Genomic DNA, 21,434 nt, shown 5'->3' with positions numbered 1-21,434 from the left:
TGATCGAATCAGAAAGTACATGAGCAAGAACGTCCTGTGGTACTCGGAGTTGAGTATGGCCGACGTCGAGATCGTCGGCGGCAAGAATGCCTCGCTAGGGGAAATGATCCGCAACCTGGCCGCATCCGGCGTCAGCGTACCCAATGGTTTTGCAACGACGGCCGCGGCCTACCGGCAATTCCTGGCACACGACAATCTGGCCGGGCGCATCCAGGACATGCTGGCCTCGCTCGACGTCGATGACGTCGAGCAGCTCGCACAGACCGGCCGTGCCATTCGTGCTGCCGTCGCCGCGGCGCCCTTTCCCGCCGCCCTCGAACAAGACATCCGTAACCATTACGCACAACTCGTCGCCGAATCCGGCGCGGAGATTTCGGTGGCGGTGCGCTCCTCGGCGACGGCCGAGGATCTGCCCGATGCCTCCTTCGCCGGACAGCAGGAAACCTTCCTGAATGTGCGCGGCATCGACAACGTCCTGGGTGCGATCAAGGCAGTCTTTGCCTCGCTCTACAACGATCGCGCGATCGCCTACCGCGTGCACCACGGCTTTGACCATGCCGCCGTCGCGCTGTCCGCCGGGGTACAGCGCATGGTGCGTTCGGACAAGGGCGCCAGCGGGGTCATGTTCACGATGGACACCGAATCCGGCTTCAAGGACGCCGTCTTCATCACGGCTTCCTACGGTCTGGGCGAGGCGGTGGTCCAGGGGGCCGTCAACCCCGATGAGTTCTATGTCTACAAGCCGGCGCTCGAGGCCGGCCGTCCCGCCGTGCTGCGCCGCGGCCTCGGCGAAAAAGCGCGCAAGCTCGTTTATGGCACGGACACCTCGCTCGGCCGGACGGTGGAATTCGTCGATGTTGCGCCAGCCGAACGCAACCGCTTCTGTCTGAGCGATGCGGAAGTGGAAACACTCGCCCGCCAGGCGCTGATCATCGAGCGTCACTATGGCCGGCCGATGGATATCGAGTGGGGCAAGGACGGTATCGACGGCAAGCTGTACATTCTGCAAGCGCGTCCGGAGACGGTGAAATCGCGCGCCTCAACCAACGTCCTGCGTCGCTACCGGCTCAAGCACAAGGGCACCGTGCTCGCCAGCGGCCGCGCCATCGGTCAGAAAATCGGGGCCGGCCCGGTGCGCATCCTCACGTCGATCGAACAGATGAACCGCGTCCGGCCCGGAGATGTGCTGGTCACCGACATGACCGATCCCGACTGGGAACCGATCATGAAGCGGGCCAGCGCCATCGTCACCAACCGTGGCGGCCGCACCTGCCATGCCGCGATCATCGCCCGCGAGCTCGGCATTCCCGCGGTGGTCGGCTGTGGCAACGCCACCCAGGTGCTCGAAGATGGCGTCGAAGTCACTGTCTCCTGCGCCGAGGGCGACACCGGCCATGTCTATGCCGGCAACGTCGATTACACGGTCGATGAAGTCGCGCTCGACAAAATGCCGGAGATCCCGGTGAAAATCATGATGAACGTCGGCACGCCGGAGCAGGCCTTCGATTTCGCTGCACTGCCCCATCGCGGCGTCGGCCTTGCGCGACTGGAGTTCATCATCAACCGCCAGATCGGCATCCATCCGCAGGCCCTGCTCGAATACGAGCACCTGTCGCCGGACGAACGCCGCATCATCGATCCAATGATCGCCCCCTACGGCTCGCCGGTCGATTACTTCGTCAAACGTCTGGCGGAAGGCATATCGACGATCGCCGCAGCATTCGCCCCCGAGCCGGTGATCGTGCGCCTATCCGACTTCAAATCCAACGAATACGCCAACCTGATCGCAGGCAGACGCTACGAACCGCATGAAGAAAATCCGATGATCGGATTCCGCGGGGCTTCCCGCTACATCGCCGAATCGTTCCGGCCCTGCTTCGATCTGGAGTGCCGCGCCCTGCGCTACGTGCGCGACGAAATGGGGCTGACCAACGTCAAGATCATGGTCCCGTTCGTGCGCACGGTCGACGAGGCCCGCCGGGTCATCGAAATCCTTGCCGCCAACGGTTTGCGCCGCGGCGACAACGGCCTTGAGCTGATCATGATGTGCGAGCTGCCGTCCAATGCCGTGCTGGCCGAGCAGTTCTTAGAATACTTCGATGGATTTTCCATCGGATCGAATGACATGACCCAGTTGACGCTGGGCCTGGACCGCGACTCCGGCCTGGTCGCGCATTTGTTCGATGAACGCAACGATGCAGTCAAGGCCATGCTCAAAATGGCGATTCAGGCGTGCCGCAAGCACAATAAATACATCGGTATTTGCGGGCAGGGTCCCTCGGACCATCCGGAACTCGCGCGCTGGCTGGTGGAGCAAGGGATCGAATCGATGTCACTCAACCCGGACACGGTGGTCGAAACGTGGCTGTTTCTTGCAGGACAACGCGCTTGAAAACATGGGTCGGGATCGGGCTGGCGGTCCTCTGCGCGCTCGGCGCGCCGGTACACGCCGCCGATCGCCCCGGGGAGTTCGATTACTGGATTCTCGCGCTGTCCTGGTCCCCGCAGTTTTGCCGGTCCGAACCCGCCGCCGAGCAGTGCACTTATGCGCACGGCTTCATCGTACATGGCCTGTGGCCACAGCATGAGCAAGGCTATCCGGACTACTGCGGCGAGCGCAGCCGCGTCCCGAAAGAGCTGATCGAACGCATGCTGCCGCTGATGCCCAGCACCGAACTCATCCAGCGCCAATGGCGCAAGCACGGCAGCTGCAGCGGCCTGCCGATGCAGGAGTATTTCCTGAACGTCGAACGCGCATGGCGCCTTGTGTCGATCCCGCCGATGCTGCGCGCGCCGACCGAACGCATCGAAACGAGCGTCGATGCGATCGAGCGCGCCTTCATCGAGGTGAATCCCCGCCTGCAGCCCGACGGCATCGCCGTGCAATGCCGCGGTAGCTGGCTCAGCGAAATCCGCATCTGCCTGGACCGCGACTTTCAATTGCGCCGCTGCGGCGCCGATGTCGAAGATCGCTGCCGCTCGTCGGTGCAAATCCGGCCAGTGCCCGGGCAGCTGGTAGAGCGGCCATAAAAAAGTCCAATTTCCAGGTTTCAATCAGAAACCGTTTGGGTATAATGCGCGCCCCTGGTGTGGGGCTATAGCTCAGCTGGGAGAGCGCTTGCATGGCATGCAAGAGGTCGTCGGTTCGATCCCGACTAGCTCCACCAACCGTTTCGGCAGTTGCGTCAAGTCATCACGAACCGCCCGGGGTGGAGAGATCAGGGTCCCCACCGCGCCGGTTCGGCGGCTTGATGGGTGGATATCCCCGTCGAGTCCCCATCGTCTAGAGGCCTAGGACATCGCCCTTTCACGGCGGTAACCGGGGTTCGAATCCCCGTGGGGACGCCAATTCAAACACTCCTGGCGCTGGCATTTCCCGCGTATGATGCGGATTCAATCCGGCGGATCGATATGATCCCCGGTACGCAGGATTGCTTTCACACGTCTAACACTCCACCACGCACCTGCCACTGCAAAGGGTACAGCCGCGCCGGCGGCGGCATAAGGATCCAGACGCAATCCCAAGCTCATCAGAGCACGCGCCAGGTAATAGACCAGGCCGACGCCGTAATAACTGATTGCGACCACCGACAACCCTTCGAGGGTCTGCTGCAGGCGCAACTGCAAGGCCGCACGCCGATTCATCGACGCGAGCAATTCGCGATTTTGCTGCTGTAAACCCAGCTCCACACGGGTGCGCAACAGTGACGCGGTGTGGTCGATATGTGCCGCGAACATCTCCAAGCGCTGACGGACCGTACCCACCGTTTTCATCGCCGGGGTCAGCCGCCGGCGCAGGAAGCTACCCAGCCGCTGCTGTCCGGGCAGACGTTCCTCGCGCAGACCGGCCAAGCGGTTCTCGACCAGCTCGTGATACGCCAAGGAAGCGTCGAAACGGAACACGTGCGTGGTCGAAAGCCGCTGGATCTCCGACGCCAGCGCCAGCAAATCACTCAACCGTTGCCGGTCCTCGTCGGCTCCGGCCGCAGCATCGACCCGCGCGACCGCAGCAACCAGCACCTGCAAGCGCTCTTCGAGATGGTGCAGCTCATGCACGAGCGACTGGGCGACCGGGAAACCGAGCAAGGCCAGCATCCGGTATGTCTCGATTTCCAGCAGACGCTGCACCAGGCGGGAACGGCGGGCATCACCAAGCCCGCGATCGAGCAAGAGCACATGGGTGCATTCATCGTCGGGATGGATGCGGCAATCCACCCGAATCTCGGCTTCCCCATCCAGAACGAGACTGGCCGGCGCCTCCGCGTCGAGCGCAGCATAGGCCGCCGCGCGCAGAGGCGTATCTGCCTCCGGCAAGGTCCGCAGACGGGTCGCGACCAGCATCTGGCCGATGATCCGCGCCTGCCAGTCCAGAATCTCTGCAATACCGGAATCCGGCGCGAACGGTTCGGTCGGCGAACCGGGCAGGACCCAGGTATAGCTGGTGAATTCGGTATGCCGCTCCCATTTGAGCAGACCTGCGCCCCAGCGCAGGATTTCAGCGCTGCGACCATCCCCTGCAGCCATGCGCTTGCCCGCTGCCGCACCCCGGCGCAACTGCTCAATGGATCGTGCGCTCTGCTCCGTGTCTTGCAGGTAGGCGGTGTGCAGCACCCAGGCTCCAGTCGGCACTGGAACCGGCGGGCGACGGAACAATTCCTCGTTGAGCGTCTGGCGACTCGGCCATGAACGGTGCATCGACTCCGCAGTCATGGTCATACTCCCGTGTCCAGGCGTGATTGGAGCGCACCTTGGCAATCAATGCTGGCTGATTGTGGATGCATCGATAAAGACTGTCCAAAACAAAACCCCCGGAGGGTCCGGGGGTTTTGCTGAACCGACGATGCTGCCTTGCCGTTCTCAGTGGAACTGCTCTTCTTCGGTCGAACCCTTGAGCGCCTGCACCGAGGAAGAACCGCCCTGGATGACGGTGGTGACGTCGTCGAAGTAGCCCGCGCCGACTTCCTGCTGGTGGGAGACGAAGGTGTAACCCTTCTCGCGGGCCTTGAACTCCGGCTCCTGCACCATCTCCACGTAGTGCTTCATGCCCTGACCGCGTGCGTAGTTGTACGCGAACTGGAAGGTGTTGAACCAGTTGATGTGGATGCCGGCCAGGGTGATGAACTGATACTTGTAGCCCAGCTCGGAAAGCTTGTCCTGGAATTCGGCGATGGTCTTGTCGTCGAGGTTCTTCTTCCAGTTGAACGAGGGCGAGCAGTTGTAGGCGAGCAGCTTGCCCGGGTGCTTGGCGTGGATGGCCTGCGCGAACTCGCGCGCAAAGCCGAGATCCGGTGTACCGGTTTCACACCAGACGAGATCCGCATACGGCGCGTAGGCGACACCGCGGGAGATCGCCTGCTCGAGCCCGTTCTTGACCCGGAAGAAGCCTTCCTGCGTGCGCTCACCGGTCAAGAAGGGCTTGTCGTTGGGGTCGTGGTCGGAGGTGAGGAGGTTGGCGGCCTCGGCGTCGGTGCGGGCGAGCACGATGGTCGGCACGCCCATGATGTCCGCGGCAAAGCGCGCGGCGATGAGCTTTTCGATCGCCTCTTGCGTCGGCACCAGCACCTTGCCACCCATGTGGCCGCACTTCTTGACCGCCGCGAGCTGGTCCTCGAAATGCACGCCGGCCGCACCGGCGGCGATCATGTTCTTCATCAGCTCAAACGCATTGAGCACACCCCCGAAGCCGGCTTCGGCATCCGCCACGATCGGCAGGAAATAATCGATGAACTCCTTGTCGCCGGGGCCGATGCCGCGCGCCCACTGGATCTCGTCGGCGCGCTTGAACGTGTTGTTGATGCGGCGAACCATGGTCGGCACCGAGTCGTAGGCATACAGCGACTGGTCCGGGTACATGGTTTCAGAGGTGTTGCCGTCGGCCGCGACCTGCCAGCCGGACAGATACACGGCTTCCAGGCCCGCCTTGGCCTGCTGCATCGCCTGTCCTGCGGTGATCGCGCCAAAGGCGTTGACATAGCCTTTCTTGGCTTCGCCATTGATCAGACGCCAGAGCTTTTCGGCACCGCGCTTGGCGAGCGTGTACTCGATCTGGAGACTGCCGCGCAGACGGACGACGTCGGCGGCGGAGTACGTGCGCTTGACGTTCTTCCAGCGGGGGTTGGTCGCCCAGTCGTGTTCAAGGGCCTTGATTTGCTCGTCGCGAGTCATGTGCAGCAGTCCTCTCGGGGTGAAAGAAACCGATCACGGCCTTCATCGTTTCGTAAGGCCAGGCGGCGATTCCCGAGCGTCCGGAGCCGAACCCGCGCAGGGCGCCGCTTTAGGGGGCGCGATTATACCGGCAATCATTTTGCAACGCACAAGCACTTTGGCGTCACCGCGCGCTGTCATCGCTGTCAGTCAAAAAGCCCGTATAGGGCCAGCGCCGACGCCGCGGGCGCGGGCTTGCCTCACCGTAAGCCGGGTCGCAGGAAGAAACGCCGTGCGCCGACCGATGGGCCGGCGCACGGCCTGGGCTTTGTCACTCAGTCGAGATAGTCGTAAGCCGGCAGCGTCAAAAAGTCCGCGCACTGCGGGGCAGTCGCCAGACGCGCGAACAGGCCCGCTGCTTCTGCAAAACGGCCCTGGTAGTAGCGCTCGTCACCGAGCTGCTTGCGGATGCCGGCGAGCTCTTCGTCGATCATCGCCAGCACCAGCGCGCGCGTGACGGTGCGCCCGTCGGCGAGCTTGGCGCCATGCTTGAGCCACTGCCAGACCTGAACCCGTGAAATCTCGGCGGTGGCCGCATCTTCCATTAGGTTGTGCAGCGGCACGCAGCCGTTGCCGCGAATCCAGGCTTCGATGTACTGGATGCCGACGTTGATGTTGTTACGCAAACCGCCTTCGGTGATCTGCCCCTCCGGCAGCTGGAGCAAGTCCTCGGCCTTGATTCTGCGCTCGGGGAACTTCTTGTCGATCTGGTTGGGCTGCGGCATGTGCTCGTCGAATACCGCCATCGCCACCGGTACGAGCCCTGGATGCGCCACCCAGGTGCCGTCGTGGCCATTCATCACCTCGCGCAGCTTGTCGGCGCGGACTTTGGCGAACACTTCCTCGTTCTTGGCCGGATCCTTGGTCGGGATGAACGCCGCCATGCCGCCCATCGCCTGCGCGCCGCGTTTGTGAGTGACCTGGCACAGCAGCTTGGAGTAGCTGTCGAGGAAATGCTTGTCCATCGTCACGCCCAGGCGATCCGGAATCAGGCGGTCGCCATAATTACGGAACGTCTTGATGAAGCTGAAGATGTAATCCCAGCGGCCGCAATTGAGTCCGACGATGTGATCGCGCAGCTCGTAAAGAATCTCCTCCATCTCGAAGGCCGCCCAGATCGTTTCGATCAGCACGGTGGCCTTGATCGTCTTCTGCGGGATCTTCAGCAGATTCTGCGCGTCCTTGAAAATGTTGTTCCACAACCGCGCCTCGAGATGCGACTGCATCTTCGGCAGGTAGAAATACGGCCCCGTACCTCGCTTGATCTGCTCTTTGGCGTTGTGGAAGAAGAACAGGCCGAAATCGACGATGGCGCCTGGCGCCGGCTTGCCGTCGATGAGGATGTGTTTCTCGAGCAGATGCCAGCCGCGCGGACGCACGATCAGCGTGGCGATCTGCGGATTGAGCTTGTATTCCTTGCCCTCCGGCGAGGTGTACGTGATCTTGCGCCGCACGGCATCGGCCAGATTGACCTGGCCATCCATCATCAGCTCCCAGGTCGGCGAGGAGGCATCCTCGAAATCGGCCATGAAGCACTTCGCGCCGGAATTGAGCGCGTTGATGATCATCTTGCGGTCGACCGGCCCGGTGATCTCGACGCGACGATCCTGCAGATCGGCCGGAATGCCAGCGATCTGCCATTTGCCGTCGCGGATTTTCTTCGTTTCCTTGAGAAAGCCGAGCTTGAGCTTCTTGGCATCGACGAGAGCCTGGCGCTCCTCGCGATAGGCCATCAGCTTGTCGCGCGTCGGGCCATGCTTGCGAACGAGCGTGGCGACGAATTTGAGCGCCTCCGGAGTGAGGATTTTCTTGTAGGCCGGTTTCATTGCGCCGGTGATTTCGACGCCTTTGACTGCGCTCATCGGTGAACCTCGCTAACTGATGGAAAATGCCAGAAAAATGGGCGGGAACTATAGCCAAGCACCCAGGCTGCTGCAACGAACAGCCCCATCCGCCGATGCTGTGCGTGCGTTGCAAGCAACAGACGCGGATGCACAGCGTTCGTCCTGCCGGGAATGATCAGGTGTGGATCGGGCCTTCGGCAATCACGATGCCATCGGCATCGGCATAAAGCCACGCGCCCGGCCGGAAGGTCACGCCGGCAAAGCTGACGGGCCGATCCTGGACGGCCGAGTGCAAGCCTTTTTCCGATTTGCGCGGATGTGTACCCAGCGCCTTGATGCCGATGTCCTGCTCGGCCAGCTCCTCGGCATCGCGTACATACCCATAGACGACGATACCGGCCCAGCCGTTGTCGACGCCGAGCTGGCCGAGATTGCCACCGACCAGGGCGCAGCGATTCGACCCTCCGCCATCGATGACCAACACCCGGCCCTCGCCGCGGGTCTCGAGTGTCGCGCGGATCAGTGCATTGTCCTCGAACACCTTGAGGGTCTTGATCGGGCCGTGAAAGGCGATGCGGCCGCCGAAATCCGCGAAGATCGGCTCGGCGACCTGGGCCTCGGGATGGGCGTCGGAAAGATCGGTCGTGGCGTAACTCATGCGTCGATTCAATATGTTGGAAGAAATTTCTCAACCGCTGATGTAGTGTGAGCGCCGCTCTGCAATGCGCGCGGCGACCGGCATCGCCAAGGCATACAGCGCAAGGCCGATGAAAGCGATCAGTGTCCAGCCCGGCAGGCTGATCCCCCACCATTGCGCATCGATTTTGGCGCAGTTGCCGTCGCCCTTGAGCACCATCGTCACCACGTCCATCACCGGCAGCATGTCGAGCAGATAGTCGAGGGTCGGGCCGCAGGCCGGCACCTGATCCGGCGGCAGCGACTGCAACCAGACGTGTCGTCCCGCGATCGCAGCCCCAATGCCGCATGCCAGCGCCGCGAGCACGGCATACACCCAGCGCCCGGCGCGCTTTGGAGCGTGCACGGCTGCGACCAGGAACACCACGCCCGCAGCCATCATCGCCACGCGCTGGAAGATGCACATCGGACAGGGTTCATACCCCCGGAAATGTTCAAGATACAGCGCAAAGGCCATGCCGATGACACAGGCCAGGAAACCGAAAAAACTGAGCCAGCGGTAATGTGCGGTCATGCCAAAGCCACCGGAATGTCGCCGATGCGGCCAGCAATCCTGGCCTGCCACTGTTTCGGCCCGGTTTCATGGACCGAAGTTCCCTGGGCATCGACCGCAACGGTCACCGGCATGTCCTGTACTTCGAATTCATAGATCGCTTCCATGCCCAGATCCTCGAAAGCCACGACCCTCGCCGCCTTGATCGCCTTGGCCACGAGATAGGCCGCGCCGCCGACGGCCATCAGATAGGCGCTTTTGTGCTTTTTGATCGCCTCGATCGCGGCGGGACCGCGCTCGGCCTTGCCGACCATGGCGAGCAAGCCGGTTTGCGCAAGCATCATTTCGGTGAACTTGTCCATGCGCGTGGCCGTGGTCGGTCCCGCCGGACCGACGACCTCGTTGCGCACCGGATCGACGGGGCCGACGTAATAGATCACACGGTTGCGAAAGTCCACCGGCAGTTTTTCGCCCCTGCTCAGCATGTCCTGGATGCGCTTGTGGGCAGCATCGCGGCCCGTCAGCATCTTGCCGTTGAGTAAGAGGATCTGGCCCGGCTTCCAACGCGCCACCTCGTCACGGGTCAGTGAGTCCAGATTCACGCGCGTCGCCACCTTGGTGTCTGCCTGCCAGGTCACTTTGGGCCAGTCTTCGAGGCGTGGCGTCGGCAACACCACCGGACCCGAGCCATCGAGCTCGAAATGCACATGGCGCGTCGCCGCGCAGTTGGGGATCATCGCCACCGGCAGGTTCGCAGCGTGTGTCGGATAGTCGAGCACCTTGACGTCCACGACCGTCGTCAACCCACCCAGACCCTGGGCGCCGATGCCCAGCCGATTGACTTTCTCGTAGAGTTCCAGACGCAGCTCCTCGGCCCGATTGCGCGGGCCCCGCGCCTTCAGCGCGTGGATGTCCACCGGCGCCATCAGCGCCTCCTTGGCGAGCAGCATCGCTTTTTCCGGCGTGCCGCCGATGCCGATGCCGAGAATGCCCGGCGGACACCAGCCGGCGCCCATCGTCGGCACGGTCTTGAGCACCCAGTCCACGATCGAGTCGGACGGGTTGAGCATCGCCATCTTGGCCTTGGCTTCCGAGCCGCCCCCCTTGGCGGCACAAATCACCTCGATGTGATCACCGGGAACGAGCTCGTAGTGAATCACTGCGGGCGTGTTGTCTTTGGTGTTCATCCGCTTGCCGGCCGGATCGGCCAGCACCGAGGCACGCAGCGGATTGTCCGGATGGGTGTAGGCGCGACGCACACCCTCGTTGACCATGTCGGCGACCGACATCGTCGCCTCCCAGCGGACGTTCATGCCGATCTTGAGAAAGACCGTGGCGATCCCGGTGTCCTGGCAGATTGGCCGATGTCCTTCCGCGCTCATGCGCGAATTGGTCAGGATTTGCGCGATCGCGTCTTTGGCGGCTGGATTTTCCTCGCGCTCATAAGCCTCGCCCAGCGCCCGGATGTAATCGAGCGGGTGGTAATAGCTGATGTACTGGAAGGCGTCGGCGATGGACTGAATGAAATCGTCCTGGCGGATCGTGGTCATGGGCTCACACGGCTGGGGCATTCACCGGGCGCGAATGCTACCCGGTTTTGCCGGCGCAGTCCGCTTGCTAGCCCGACGCCCTGGTAAAACTCACGCCGCCGCGTAGAGCCGGTGACTGTGATGTGTGGCCGGCTCCCAGAGCGCGATCCCGGTCTCGATCGCACTGGCCGGAATCAACGCAGTCGCCCCACGGCCGGCCGTCTCGACGAAGGCTGCCTCCAGTACACGGACCAGGGCGCGCACATTGCCATGCCAGCGACATTCGCGAATCACCCGCCAAGCCGGCTCGTCGAGCCCTTCCGGCGGTACCCAGGTGGTGCATCCGGCACCCAGGCGGGCGATGGTCGAGGCAATGACCGCGATCATGTCCTCCTCGCGCCTGCGCAGCTCGGGGACCTCGAGCACGGCCGCCCCCAGGCGCGTGAACTCATCGATGTTGACCGACGCCTGCAGATGGGACCAGCTGCGGTTGGAGGCAAACAAAAGCGCGCAATCGAGCGGTTGCTTGGCCGAGGCGCCGAACGGCAGGTATTGACCGTTGTCGAGTGCCTCCATCAGCACTTCCATAACCGCGCCGCTGACACCGTGGCTCTCGTCGAGGAAGCACACACCGTCACGCGCATGGGTGAATGCGCCCAGCCGCGCACCAGCACCGGGGAACGCACCAGCAACGTGTCCGCACAGCAATGATTTCACGGCCATTTTATCGCCGGTATTCTCAGCCGCGAGATTCACCGAGACGAAACGTCCCTTGCCGCGGACCTGATAGTAGAAGTAAGCCAGCGAGGTCTTGCCGCTGCCCGGCCCACCGAGCAGATAAGCGCGGGTGATGCCATTGTTGGCAAAAGCGCGAATGCGCCCGACCAGGGCCTGTAGTTCCGGGCTGAACACGTAAAAACTGCGGTAAACCGGGCGCTCGACCTCGGTGGTGACTGGCATGCGGATGACATTGTCTTCGACGCCGTGACTCAGACGCTCGGGCAACTGCCGCAGCGCATCCTCCGGATTCTGCGCGAGAATCAGGCGCAGACCCGCCAGCCGGCCGTTCTGGGCGCGCTGCTGGAGCCAGCGCCCGAGCGCGGTGAGTTGTCGTCCCTGCACGGCCACGATCAACGTCGCCTGGCGACCGGCTTCACGGGCGGCGAGCACCCCTTGGGCAAGGGGGTCGAGCAGCATCGGGTCCACGAACAGGCTCAATGCGAATTCCGCGTCCACTGCGGTAGTAACCGAAGATCCATCGGATGCACCCAGACTGCGAACGACATGGCTGCGTCCGGCCGGCAGCAGCCGGGTCAGCGCGTCCTGCAAGCCGGCATCACCCATCCGCCAAGCCTCGGGCACGTAGATCGCCAGAAAAGGGGCAGGCGTGGTGCGCGGCCCGGTTTCGACAGTGCGGCGGCGTGAGCCGCGCCAGCTTAGATCGAACATGCCCAACTCCGAGACAGACGTGCACGCAGCCTAGCCAAGCACGCTGGCCATCACAGGTACGGACCGACGGGATAACGCAGACTGCCGATCAGCGGCGGCGACGCGGCGCTTGCGGCAGACCACCCTGCGTCAACTGCACTGGATCGAGCAGCTTTTCCAAGCGCGCGCGCGGCAGGTCGGTCTGTTCCACGGCGACATCGAGCACGGGCCGCCCCTCGCGATACGCCTGCCTGGCGATCGCTGCGCCCTTCTCATACCCGATCACCGCGTTGGCTGCGGTGATCAGCACCGGATTGCGCGCCAGCGCCGCACCGATGCGGTCCTGGCGGACGACAAAGCCGGCAATCGCGCGCTCGGCGAGCAGACGGCTGGCATTCGCGAGCAAGTGGATACTGCGCAGCAGGGTGTCGGCAATCAGCGGCAGCATGACGTTGAGCTGGAAATTGCCGGACTGGGCGGCGATCGCAATCGTCATATCGTTGCCGATCACCTCGGCGGCCACCATGCAGACGGCCTCGGGGATCACCGGATTGACCTTTCCCGGCATGATCGACGAGCCGGGCTGCACGGCCGGGAGCTCGATTTCGCCGAGACCGGCGAGCGGCCCTGAGTTCATCCAGCGCAAATCGTTGGCGATCTTCATCAACGCGCAGGCCAGCACCTTGAGCTGGCCCGACAATTCCGCCGCCGTGTCCTGGCACGACAAGGCCTCGAAAAAGTTATCGGCTGGGCGCAGACGCAAACGTGTCCGCCGCGACAGCGCCGATGCGAACCGCCGTGCGAATCGTGGATGGGCATTGATTCCCGTGCCGACGGCCGTGCCGCCCTGCGCCAGCGCGTGCAGACGCGGGCGCACGGATTCGATGCGGGCGAGCGCATGGCGGATCTGCTGTGCCCAGCCCGACAACTCCTGGTCGAAGCGCAGCGGCATCGCATCCATGAGATGCGTGCGTCCGGTCTTGACCTGTCCGCGCAGCGCACGTGCTTTGCGCTCGATCGCCGTTGCGAGCTGCGTCAGCGCCGGCAACAAATCATCCCGCAGCGCCAGGGCCGCGGCCACGTGAATGGCGGTCGGGATCACGTCATTCGACGATTGGCTGCAGTTGACATGGTCGTTCGGATGCACCGGATGACCCAGACGCTGCGCGGCGAGCCGGGCGATGACCTCGTTCGCATTCATGTTGCTCGAAGTCCCCGAGCCGGTCTGGAAGACATCCACCGGGAACTGTGCGTCGTGCATCCCGTCGGCAACTTCCATCGCGGCCGCGGCGATGGCCCGCGCCATGCGCGCATCCAGCACACCCAATGCGGCGTTCACCTCCGCCGCAGTGGCCTTGATCAGACCCAGTGCGCGCAAAAAATCGCGTGGCATGCGCCGGCCCGAGACCGGGAAGTTCTCCACGGCGCGTTGCGTCTGTGCACCCCACAATGCCGCAGCCGGCACCCGTACCTCGCCCAAGCTATCGCGTTCGACGCGAAAAGCGGCAGTCGGAATCTTGCGTGCAGTTCTGGCCATGGCCTCTCCCGCGGGCAGTCATCGGGCTCGGATAAAATACCCCCATCGAACGATTGCAGCGGCAAACCGGCAAAAGCTCCTCTGCTGACCCGACTCAACTGGCGTATTTCATGCAACTGACCTCCTTGTCCGCCATTTCCCCGATCGACGGCCGCTACGCAGAAAAAACCGTCCGCCTGCGCGAGATCTTCAGCGAGTACGGTTTGATGCGCTATCGCGTGCTCGTCGAGATCCGCTGGCTGGAGACGCTCGCCGCGCAACCGCAATTGCCGGAAATCGCCACCCTCTCGCCATCGGCGCGCGAGAAGCTGCAACGCATCGCCGAGCACTTCGGCCTCGAAGAAGCGCAACGCGTCAAGATCATCGAGGACACGACCAACCACGACGTCAAGGCGGTCGAGTACTACCTCAAAGAAAAGATCAGCTCCCACCCTGAACTCGCGGATGTCAAGGAATTCATCCATTTCGCCTGTACGTCCGAGGACATCAACAACCTCGCCCATGCGTTGATGCTCAAGGATGCGCGCAGTGAGGTGCTGTTGCCGGCAATCGACAAGCTGATCCAGTCCATCGCAACGCTCGCCCGCGCCTATGCAGAGCAGCCGATGCTGTCGCGCACGCACGGCCAACCCGCGTCGCCGACGACGCTCGGCAAAGAGATGGCCGTATTCGCGCAGCGTCTGCGCCGCCAGCGCGCACAGTTCGCACAGGTGGAGATCCTGGGCAAGATGAATGGCGCCGTGGGCAACTGGAATGCCCATTACGCTGCCTATCCCGAGGTAGACTGGCCTGGGGTCTCGCGCGCGTTTCTGCAGAATCTCGGCGTCGGCGAATCGCCGGCAACAACGCAGATCGAGCCGCACGACTACATCGCGGAATACTTCCACACGCTGTCCCGCATCAACACGATCCTGATCGATTTCTGCCGCGACATCTGGTCTTACATCTCGCTGGGTTACTTCAAGCAAAAAACCATGCCCGGTGAAGTCGGCAGCTCGACGATGCCGCACAAGGTCAATCCCATCGATTTCGAAAACGGCGAAGGCAATCTGGGCATGTCCAATGCCATTCTGCAGCATCTGGCCGAGAAACTGCCCATTTCGCGGCTGCAACGCGATCTCACCGATTCCACGGTGCTGCGCAACCTCGGCGTCGGCATCGCCCATGCCGTCGTCGCCTATCAGTCGATCGCCAAAGGCATCGGCAAGCTCGAGGCCGACGCCTGGCGCATGGGACAGGATCTCGACGCAAACTGGGAAGTGCTCGGCGAGGCGATCCAGACCGTGATGCGCCGCTATGGCCTGCCCGAGCCCTACGAGCAGCTCAAGCGGCTCACGCGCGGCCAGAAAATCGGTCGCGATGCGATACGCGCCTTCATCAGCGAACTCGCGTTGCCAGACGCCGAAAAACAGCGGCTGCTGCAGATGACGCCGGCCAGCTATACCGGCAACGCGATGCAACAGGCCAAGGCCATCTGAAATCCAACAGCCGTGCTCGAAACGCTGCCCGACCGCGATCCGTCACGCTCCGAAACCATTGTCGGAGTCGAGGCCAGCGTCCAGATCGTAGCATCGCTGCTGCACGATGCCCGCAACGAGATCGCCATCCTCAGCTATTGCTTCGAACCGGCCCTGTACGGCAGCATCGCCATCGTCGAGTCATTGCGTGCGTTCGTGCTGCGCCATGACCGCACCCGCGTGCGGGTGCTCGTCAACCAGCCCGATCTGGCGATGCGCCGGGCTCATCGCTTCGTCGAGCTGGCACGGCGTTTGAGCAGCCGCGTGCAGTTTCGTGAACTACCCGAAGAATCGCGCGCACTCGTCGAAGACTGCGTGATCGCGGACGTATCTGCCGTCTGGCATCGGAAACGGCCGGAGGCACTCGAATCGAAGCTGTATCGTCAGGCTCCGCTCGAGGCGCAACAGCAGCTACGACGCTTCGACCCGCTCTGGGAAGCGTCCTCTCCGGCGCGACCGTTCACTGAACTGCGGCTCTGAAAACGCATCTGTGCGCAGCGGTGCCTCATGCGGTTTCTTCCGGCGCAAGGCGTTCACGCGCACGGATCGCAGCGCGGACTGCCGCCGGTAGCGCGAGCGGTTTTTGCTCTACGTAATCGAACCAGACGATGGTGCCCCGGGTAACGGCAACGGCGCGGCCATCGACAAACATGCCGGCGATGCTCTGCATCGAGCTGCGCCCCATCCGTGCGATCCGAAAACCGACGGTCAGTATCGAGGGATGGTGCAACTGAGCGAGGAAATCCGCGCCGATGCCGGCGAGAATCAAACCGTAGCGTTTCCAGAACTGCGGATCATCGCGCATCAGCGAGGCGAAATAATCCAGCCGCGCGCTCTCGTCAAAAGTAAAAAACCGTGTGTTGTTGACATGGCCGAGCGCATCGAGATCAGCCCAGCGCGTGGGGATCTCGATGAGGTATGCGAAGTCCTCGAGCTTGGGCGGCGGTTGCTTCATGAAAATCTCCGGTGCATGGCCACACTGCGTCTGAGTTCGGCCAGGCGACGGATCTCGATTTTGCGCAGGCGGTCCGCCGTTGGCCATTCAGCGATCTCACGCAGGGTACGGTAGCAGCCGGTGCAAACGCCCTTGGCATCGAGCGTGCAGACCTGGATACAAGGGGATGGAATGTCGCCGGATGGGGGCGTGGACTCGCTCACGCGACGCAAACCGATGCTTTGTGCGCGTAATCTTGCGTAAAAAGATACGGCCATCGCACCGATGGCCGTATCCGATTGATGGTCTCCTGACCGACCGCTCGCCGCAAACCGCCGCAGACAGGATCACTCGACGATCAGCTTGAACTCGACGCGGCGGTTCTGCTCGCGGCCTTCCGGAGTTTCGTTGGACGCCACCGGACGGAATTCGCCGTAACCCATGGCCACGAGCCGGTCGCCCGACACGCCCCGCGAGATCAGATACTGACGTACCGCCTCGGCCCGCTGTTGCGAGAGGATATGGTTGTACGCATCGTTGCCGATGCTGTCGGTATGCCCGCCGATCTCGACGCGTACGTTCGGTTGGTTCTTCAAGGACTCGGCAACCTCGTCGAGGATTTTGCGCGATGCCTCGGTGAGCACGGCGGAATCGTTCTCGAACTTGACGCCGGTGAGTGTCAGCGTCTGGCCGACGATGCAGCCACTGGCGTCGACCTTGGAACCGGCTGGTGTACCCGGGCAGCGATCCTGGACGGCGCGCATCGACCGCCGCGCCAGAGGGCGTCGCTGGACACTGATCGAGACCGTCGAGCACGCCGTCACGGTCGGAGTCCACACCGCAGTCGCTGCGACCGGTGACCGGATCGACGACGGCGAGCTCGCACTCCGGCGCTGCGGCGGCAGGTTCGGGATGGTCAGCCTTTGCGAACAGCGGGGTCAATGGCACCTGCAGGCCGACGGAGAGGCGGTAGTCGAACAACACGTCTTCTCCGGCGACCGACTTGTCGTTCGCCTGGCCGAGTACACGCGCTTCGGTGCGCACGGCAAGCCCGTGCCACGGCAGCGAGAACAGAGCACCGCCGCCAAGGTTGATCCCGAAATGCTCATGCTCGGAACCGCGTACGTCCTCCTGGAGCACGCCCAGGCCAGCGAGCACGAAGGGCTTGAAGCGGGGCCCTGCCGATGCCCCGTCACCCCATCCGAACAGGCCGAAGTCGTAAACCGCGTCGAGCAGCAGACCACGCTGATAATCGGGCTTGCCGTCGATGTCGCGATCACGGCGAAGACCATGCACGGCAACTTCCGCGGCCCAGTGGGAATAACCGAATTCGGTCAACGGCCAGCCGAACTGGATCAATCCGCCCTGCCCGTTCTCGGAATCGCGGCTGGCGTCGCCGAGTTCGTAGAGATAAGCGCCCCCGATATACGGGATGTCGTAGTCCTCAACCGTCACCGCGTGAGCCACCCCGCCCCACAGCCAAGAGACCGCCGCAGCCGAAATCAGCTTCATGCGCATCGTGCTGTCCCCAAAAGATGTTCGTTATGGGCCGCGACTGTACTGGATTACCGGGCGCAGCGGCAACCACCGGATCATGACGGGATTTTGCGGTGGGGCTTCAAGGCGCTCAGGCCAGCGCCCTGGCACATTCGGCGATCAACGCCGGGCCGCGGTAGATGAAGCCGCTGTAGATCTGCACCAGATCGGCTCCGGCATCCCGCTTGGCCCGTGCATCTGCAGCGCTCAGAATCCCGCCGACACCGATCAGGGGATAATCCCTTCCCACCCGCTGCCGCAGTCGCCGCAGCACGTCGTCGGCAAGTATGCGCAGCGGCGCTCCGGACAGCCCTCCCGGTTCGGACGCAAGTGGTTCACCGTCGAGGCCTGGGCGCAAGACCGTAGTGTTCGTTGCGATCAAACCATCGACTCCGCATTCACGGGCGGCCGTGGCGATACCCTCGAGCGCGGCATCGGATACATCTGGTGCAATCTTGACGAGGATCGGCGTCTGTTTGCCGTGTCGCTGGGCGAGCGCGCGTCCTTCGGCGCTCAGGCGCATCAGCAAGGCGCGCAAGCGCGATTCTTCCTGCAGATCACGCAGGTTGCGGGTATTGGGCGAGGAGATGTTCACCGTGACGTAGGAGGCCGCGGCATAGACCTTGCGCAAGGCGTGCGCATAATCCTCTTCGGCACGCTCGATCGGCGTGTCGAAGTTCTTGCCGATATTGATACCCAGCACGCCGCGGTAGCCGGAATCGGCAACGGCGCGCACTACATAATCGACGCCTTTGTTGTTGAACCCGAGCCGGTTGATCAGCGCCTGGTGCTGTGGCAGACGAAACAGGCGTGGCCGCGGATTGCCCGGCTGCGGTCGCGGCGTCACGGTGCCGATTTCGACGAACCCAAATCCGAGCCGCTCCCATGCCCGCAGACACTCGCCGTTCTTATCGAGACCGGCAGCGAGTCCGACGCGGTTGCGAAAACAAAGCCCCATCAAGGTCACCGGTGCTTCGACCGTAGCGCAACGAAACGGTGCCGTTGCCAGATCGGGCAAGTGCCGGAATATCTCCAGCGTCAACGCGTGCGCACGCTCGGCGTCGAGCTGAAACAACAGATCACGGGCGATGCGATACATCCGCTCTAGCTCCGGTGCAAGGCCTGCTCGCGATCGACCATGCGCGCGCGCAGCGCGCGGGGCAGCGGCAGAAGTTCGACGAATTCTTTGCGCAGACGGTCGATGTGCTCGTATAGACGATCCTGGGTGAAGGTCAGCGGTAGCCGCGCCAGACCGCGGGCGAGATCGAGCGCCAGCCGGCGCTTGGAGTCGTTCTCATACAAGCTGCCGAAGCTGCCGGCCGCCGCGAACAGGGCGCGCGACAGGTGCAGATAATCGCGCTTGAGCACCACGCCCGCTTGCTGCGTGTTCGACATCAGATGCAGCACGGTCTGTCCGCGCCGGTGCAGACCGGCGAGCCCGCCGTGGCGCAGCTCATGCATGAAGTTTCGGCGCGTCAGCGGTTGCACCCCTTTCTTGCGCAGGGTTTCGTCGAGCGCCGACTTGATCTCGGCACGGCGTGCGGCATTGGCCTGTGGTTGCGTGCTGACGCGGATCAGCGCATCGGTCAGCATGTCGGTATCGGCAATGACCGCGGCGACGAGATAATCCCATACCACACGCCACTTGCCATCCAAAGGCACGACGTTACCCCAGTCGATCAGATGCAGCGTACCGTCGGAACCGATCATGACGTTGCCGGGATGCAGGTCGCCGTGCATCTCGCGATATACGAAGACGTGATAAAGCAGCGTGTAGAGCAAACGCTCGGACACCTGCCGCTGGAAGCGGCGCCGTTCGGAGGCGGGCAGACGGCGCAGCGCACGCGTCAGGCTCGCCGCATCGACGAGATACTCCATCTCGATGATGCGACGAGTGTGTCCGTACAACTCGGGCACGCGCCACATTCTGGAATGCAGGCTGCGCTGGTAGAAACGCAGATGGCTCTCGGCCTCCTGGTCGAAATCGAGCTCCTCGACGAATCCGGCGACGAATTCATCGACCTGCTCCTGCATCGCACGTAAAAACGGCGTCAGTTTGGAGTGCGGCGCCCAGTACTGCGAGGACATGATCGCCAGCCCGAGTACGAGTTTGCCGATTGCGAACTCGCGGTCGATGTTCTGGCGACCGACCTTGATGACGACCGGCCGCAATACTTCGCGCCCGTTCTCGATGAACGGCTTCTTGGCGAAATAAACCGATCCGATCGAACCCGAACGCACCGGGCGCGCCGGATCGAAATCGAGATACATCTTGTGAGGCAGCTTGCCGTAACACTCGAGAAAGGCCTGGTTGACTTCCTCCTCGCTCATCGGCGGAACGTCTTCGTGGAAAACCGCGAGCTCGCGCGCGATTTCCTCGGGAAGAAAATCGGCATTGGCTGATGCGACCTGGGCCATCTTCACGAAGAACGGGCCGAACTCGCGCACCATCTGTGCGACGATCTGCGCCTGCGTCTTGAAATCCTTCGGATCCGCCTGGAAGAACGGTTTGATATGACGCAGGGCACGAATCTGCCGGCGCACGATCAGCACATCCTGACGCACCAATGCCGCACGCCGCAGAATCTCGTTGATCTGCCACTGATTAAAACGCCGCCCGGCCTTGAGGATGTTGATCACTTCGACCAGCAACGGCTCATACGTGCGGATCACCAACCGCACCATATCCAGCGTCAGCTCGCCCAGCCCCTTGAGTTCGGGTGAAGCGAAGAGCTCGTCGAAGAACTGCCAAAACTCCTGCACCAGCGCATCCGGCACCGGCACCGGCGAACGTGCCACCAACTGCTCGACGACGAAGCGGATCAACTCCTCGGTGGACTGCTCATTGGGGATCAGACGCCGGCTGCGCAGGTAGGCCGTCAGCCGCTCGGTCTGGCGGAGCAGTGGATGGCGGTACAGGGCATCGAATGCCCGATCGACTGCAGTGCCGAGCTCCTCGCGCGTGACATCGGCCTCGGAAGCGAGCAGGCGCAGCAGCGGCGCGAAGCCCTGCGACACTCGGTAGGTCGAGACCGTCAGCTCACCCAGTTCGCGCAGCAAACCCTGACCTGCGCCGTCGGTCTGCGGATCCATCAGGGCAGCGTCAGCCAGTGCCCGAGCTTGGCGGCCTTGGCAGCGAGATACTTCTCATTGTGCGGATTACGCCCCCCCTCCAGGGCGACACGCTCGATGATCTCGATACCGTCGGCGCGCAAGGCATCGAGCTTGCGCGGGTTGTTGGTCATCAGGCGAATGCGCCTCAACCCGAGCTGATGCAGCAGGCGCACGGCGAGTCCGTACTCCCGGGCGTCGGCCGGAAAACCGAGTTGATGATTGGCCTCGACGGTATCGGCCCCCTGATCTTGCAGCGCATACGCGCGGATCTTGTTCCCCAGACCGATGCCGCGACCTTCCTGGCGCAGATACAGGATCACGCCGCGGCCCGCCTCGGCAATGCGCTGCATGGCGGCCTGTAGCTGGGCTCCGCAGTCACATCGCAGCGAAAACAAGGCATCCCCGGTCAGGCATTCCGAATGCACGCGCACGAGCGGCGGATCACCCGCAAGATCGCCGAGCGCCAGAACCACATGCTCCTTGCCGTCTTCGGCCTTGTACACGGCGATACGGAATTCCGCGTACGGCGTCGGCAACCGCGATTCGGCGATCAGTTGCAGCGGAGGAGAAGCGAGCTTGGACAAAACGGGCCTCGACATCGG

Annotated in this window: 19 protein-coding genes and 2 tRNA genes; 7 read left to right on the top strand and 14 right to left on the bottom strand. The window is 63.1% G+C overall.

Annotated features, from left to right (window positions below):
* The first annotated feature begins 19 nt into the window (after positions 1 to 19).
* The 4 genes from ppsA (at position 20) to BMZ48_RS02710 (ending at position 3,348) form a co-directional block, all read left to right on the top strand.
* Positions 20 to 2,392, top strand: coding sequence for a phosphoenolpyruvate synthase (ppsA, locus tag BMZ48_RS02725; RefSeq protein ID WP_091531443.1), 2,373 nt, complete (start codon positions 20 to 22; stop codon positions 2,390 to 2,392).
* Entirely contained in the window at positions 2,389 to 3,030 is a 642-nt protein-coding gene (locus tag BMZ48_RS02720) for a ribonuclease T2 family protein (RefSeq protein ID WP_159431053.1), read from the top strand. The genes ppsA and BMZ48_RS02720 overlap by 4 nt, the downstream gene beginning before the upstream one ends.
* A gap of 61 nt (positions 3,031 to 3,091) precedes the next feature.
* Positions 3,092 to 3,167: transfer RNA gene (locus BMZ48_RS02715), tRNA-Ala, on the top strand.
* Between the two features lie 105 nt (positions 3,168 to 3,272).
* Positions 3,273 to 3,348, top strand: a tRNA-Glu gene (locus tag BMZ48_RS02710).
* 45 nt (positions 3,349 to 3,393) lie between these two features.
* On the opposite strand, the gene BMZ48_RS02705 is transcribed toward BMZ48_RS02710, so the two are convergent.
* The 8 genes from BMZ48_RS02705 to BMZ48_RS02670 form a co-directional block, all read right to left on the bottom strand.
* Positions 3,394 to 4,710 carry a DUF3422 domain-containing protein gene (locus tag BMZ48_RS02705; protein WP_159431052.1) on the bottom strand — a complete coding sequence of 439 codons (1,317 nt, stop codon included), beginning with the start codon at positions 4,708 to 4,710 and terminating at the stop codon, positions 3,394 to 3,396.
* A 147-nt stretch (positions 4,711 to 4,857) separates the two neighbouring features.
* Positions 4,858 to 6,165: an isocitrate lyase gene (gene aceA / locus BMZ48_RS02700; protein ID WP_091531432.1), complete on the bottom strand. Its 1,308-nt coding sequence runs from the start codon at positions 6,163 to 6,165 to the stop codon at positions 4,858 to 4,860.
* 314 nt (positions 6,166 to 6,479) lie between these two features.
* Positions 6,480 to 8,066 (bottom strand): malate synthase A, encoded by a 1,587-nt coding sequence (gene aceB, locus BMZ48_RS02695; protein WP_091531429.1) that lies wholly within the window; start codon positions 8,064 to 8,066, stop codon positions 6,480 to 6,482.
* Positions 8,067 to 8,223: 157 nt separating this feature from the next.
* Positions 8,224 to 8,706, bottom strand: a complete 483-nt coding sequence (gene rraA / locus BMZ48_RS02690; RefSeq protein WP_091531425.1) for a ribonuclease E activity regulator RraA — start codon at positions 8,704 to 8,706, stop codon at positions 8,224 to 8,226.
* A gap of 30 nt (positions 8,707 to 8,736) precedes the next feature.
* The gene (locus BMZ48_RS02685) at positions 8,737 to 9,258 is read right to left on the bottom strand and encodes a disulfide bond formation protein B (RefSeq protein WP_091531421.1); all 522 of its coding nucleotides are present in this window, start codon (positions 9,256 to 9,258) and stop codon (positions 8,737 to 8,739) included.
* Entirely contained in the window at positions 9,255 to 10,787 is a 1,533-nt protein-coding gene (locus BMZ48_RS02680) for a fumarate hydratase (protein WP_091531418.1), read from the bottom strand. Before BMZ48_RS02680 ends, BMZ48_RS02685 begins: the two co-directional genes overlap by 4 nt.
* 90 nt (positions 10,788 to 10,877) lie before the next feature.
* On the bottom strand, positions 10,878 to 12,215 hold the full coding sequence (locus BMZ48_RS02675) for a sigma 54-interacting transcriptional regulator (protein WP_234981490.1): 1,338 nt from the start codon (positions 12,213 to 12,215) through the stop codon (positions 10,878 to 10,880).
* Positions 12,216 to 12,303: 88 nt separating this feature from the next.
* On the bottom strand, positions 12,304 to 13,731 hold the full coding sequence (locus BMZ48_RS02670; RefSeq protein ID WP_091531414.1) for a class II fumarate hydratase: 1,428 nt from the start codon (positions 13,729 to 13,731) through the stop codon (positions 12,304 to 12,306).
* A 110-nt stretch (positions 13,732 to 13,841) separates the two neighbouring features.
* Here BMZ48_RS02670 and purB point away from each other — a divergent pair, with 110 nt between their 5' ends.
* Together purB and BMZ48_RS02660 are read left to right on the top strand one after the other, a co-directional pair.
* Positions 13,842 to 15,209 (top strand): adenylosuccinate lyase, encoded by a 1,368-nt coding sequence (purB, locus tag BMZ48_RS02665; protein WP_091531411.1) that lies wholly within the window; start codon positions 13,842 to 13,844, stop codon positions 15,207 to 15,209.
* Between the two features lie 12 nt (positions 15,210 to 15,221).
* A complete protein-coding gene (locus BMZ48_RS02660) occupies positions 15,222 to 15,728 on the top strand; it encodes a DUF7931 domain-containing protein (protein ID WP_091531407.1) in 507 nt (168 codons plus the stop codon).
* Between the two features lie 25 nt (positions 15,729 to 15,753).
* On the opposite strand, the gene BMZ48_RS02655 is transcribed toward BMZ48_RS02660, so the two are convergent.
* The 3 genes from BMZ48_RS02655 to BMZ48_RS02645 form a co-directional block, all read right to left on the bottom strand.
* The gene (locus tag BMZ48_RS02655; RefSeq protein ID WP_159431051.1) at positions 15,754 to 16,203 is read right to left on the bottom strand and encodes an acyl-CoA thioesterase; all 450 of its coding nucleotides are present in this window, start codon (positions 16,201 to 16,203) and stop codon (positions 15,754 to 15,756) included.
* Complete coding sequence (locus BMZ48_RS02650; protein WP_234981489.1) at positions 16,200 to 16,406, bottom strand: DUF1289 domain-containing protein; 207 nt, start codon at positions 16,404 to 16,406, stop codon at positions 16,200 to 16,202. The genes BMZ48_RS02655 and BMZ48_RS02650 overlap by 4 nt, the downstream gene beginning before the upstream one ends.
* 123 nt (positions 16,407 to 16,529) lie before the next feature.
* On the bottom strand, positions 16,530 to 16,826 hold the full coding sequence (locus BMZ48_RS02645; protein ID WP_234981488.1) for an OmpA family protein: 297 nt from the start codon (positions 16,824 to 16,826) through the stop codon (positions 16,530 to 16,532).
* Here BMZ48_RS02645 and BMZ48_RS02640 point away from each other — a divergent pair.
* Positions 16,819 to 17,862 carry a hypothetical protein gene (locus tag BMZ48_RS02640; protein ID WP_234981487.1) on the top strand — a complete coding sequence of 348 codons (1,044 nt, stop codon included), beginning with the start codon at positions 16,819 to 16,821 and terminating at the stop codon, positions 17,860 to 17,862. The genes BMZ48_RS02645 and BMZ48_RS02640 overlap by 8 nt on opposite strands.
* Here the strand turns inward: BMZ48_RS02640 and BMZ48_RS02635 are convergent.
* Genes BMZ48_RS02635 through ribA form a run of 3 tightly spaced genes read right to left on the bottom strand, consistent with a single transcriptional unit; the run spans position 17,810 to position 21,431 of the window.
* Entirely contained in the window at positions 17,810 to 18,817 is a 1,008-nt protein-coding gene (locus BMZ48_RS02635) for a quinone-dependent dihydroorotate dehydrogenase (RefSeq protein WP_091531388.1), read from the bottom strand. The genes BMZ48_RS02640 and BMZ48_RS02635 overlap by 53 nt on opposite strands.
* A 5-nt stretch (positions 18,818 to 18,822) precedes the next feature.
* Positions 18,823 to 20,811 (bottom strand): AarF/UbiB family protein, encoded by a 1,989-nt coding sequence (locus tag BMZ48_RS02630; RefSeq protein ID WP_091531385.1) that lies wholly within the window; start codon positions 20,809 to 20,811, stop codon positions 18,823 to 18,825.
* The gene (ribA, locus tag BMZ48_RS02625; protein ID WP_091531381.1) at positions 20,811 to 21,431 is read right to left on the bottom strand and encodes a GTP cyclohydrolase II; all 621 of its coding nucleotides are present in this window, start codon (positions 21,429 to 21,431) and stop codon (positions 20,811 to 20,813) included. The genes BMZ48_RS02630 and ribA overlap by 1 nt, the downstream gene beginning before the upstream one ends.
* Positions 21,432 to 21,434 lie beyond the last annotated feature (3 nt).

The organism is Fontimonas thermophila (assembly GCF_900113085.1).
Classification (GTDB): domain Bacteria; phylum Pseudomonadota; class Gammaproteobacteria; order Nevskiales; family Nevskiaceae; genus Solimonas; species Solimonas thermophila.
Note: the sequence above shows the minus strand (reverse complement) of the source record. Positions and strands in the feature narration are given on the sequence as shown.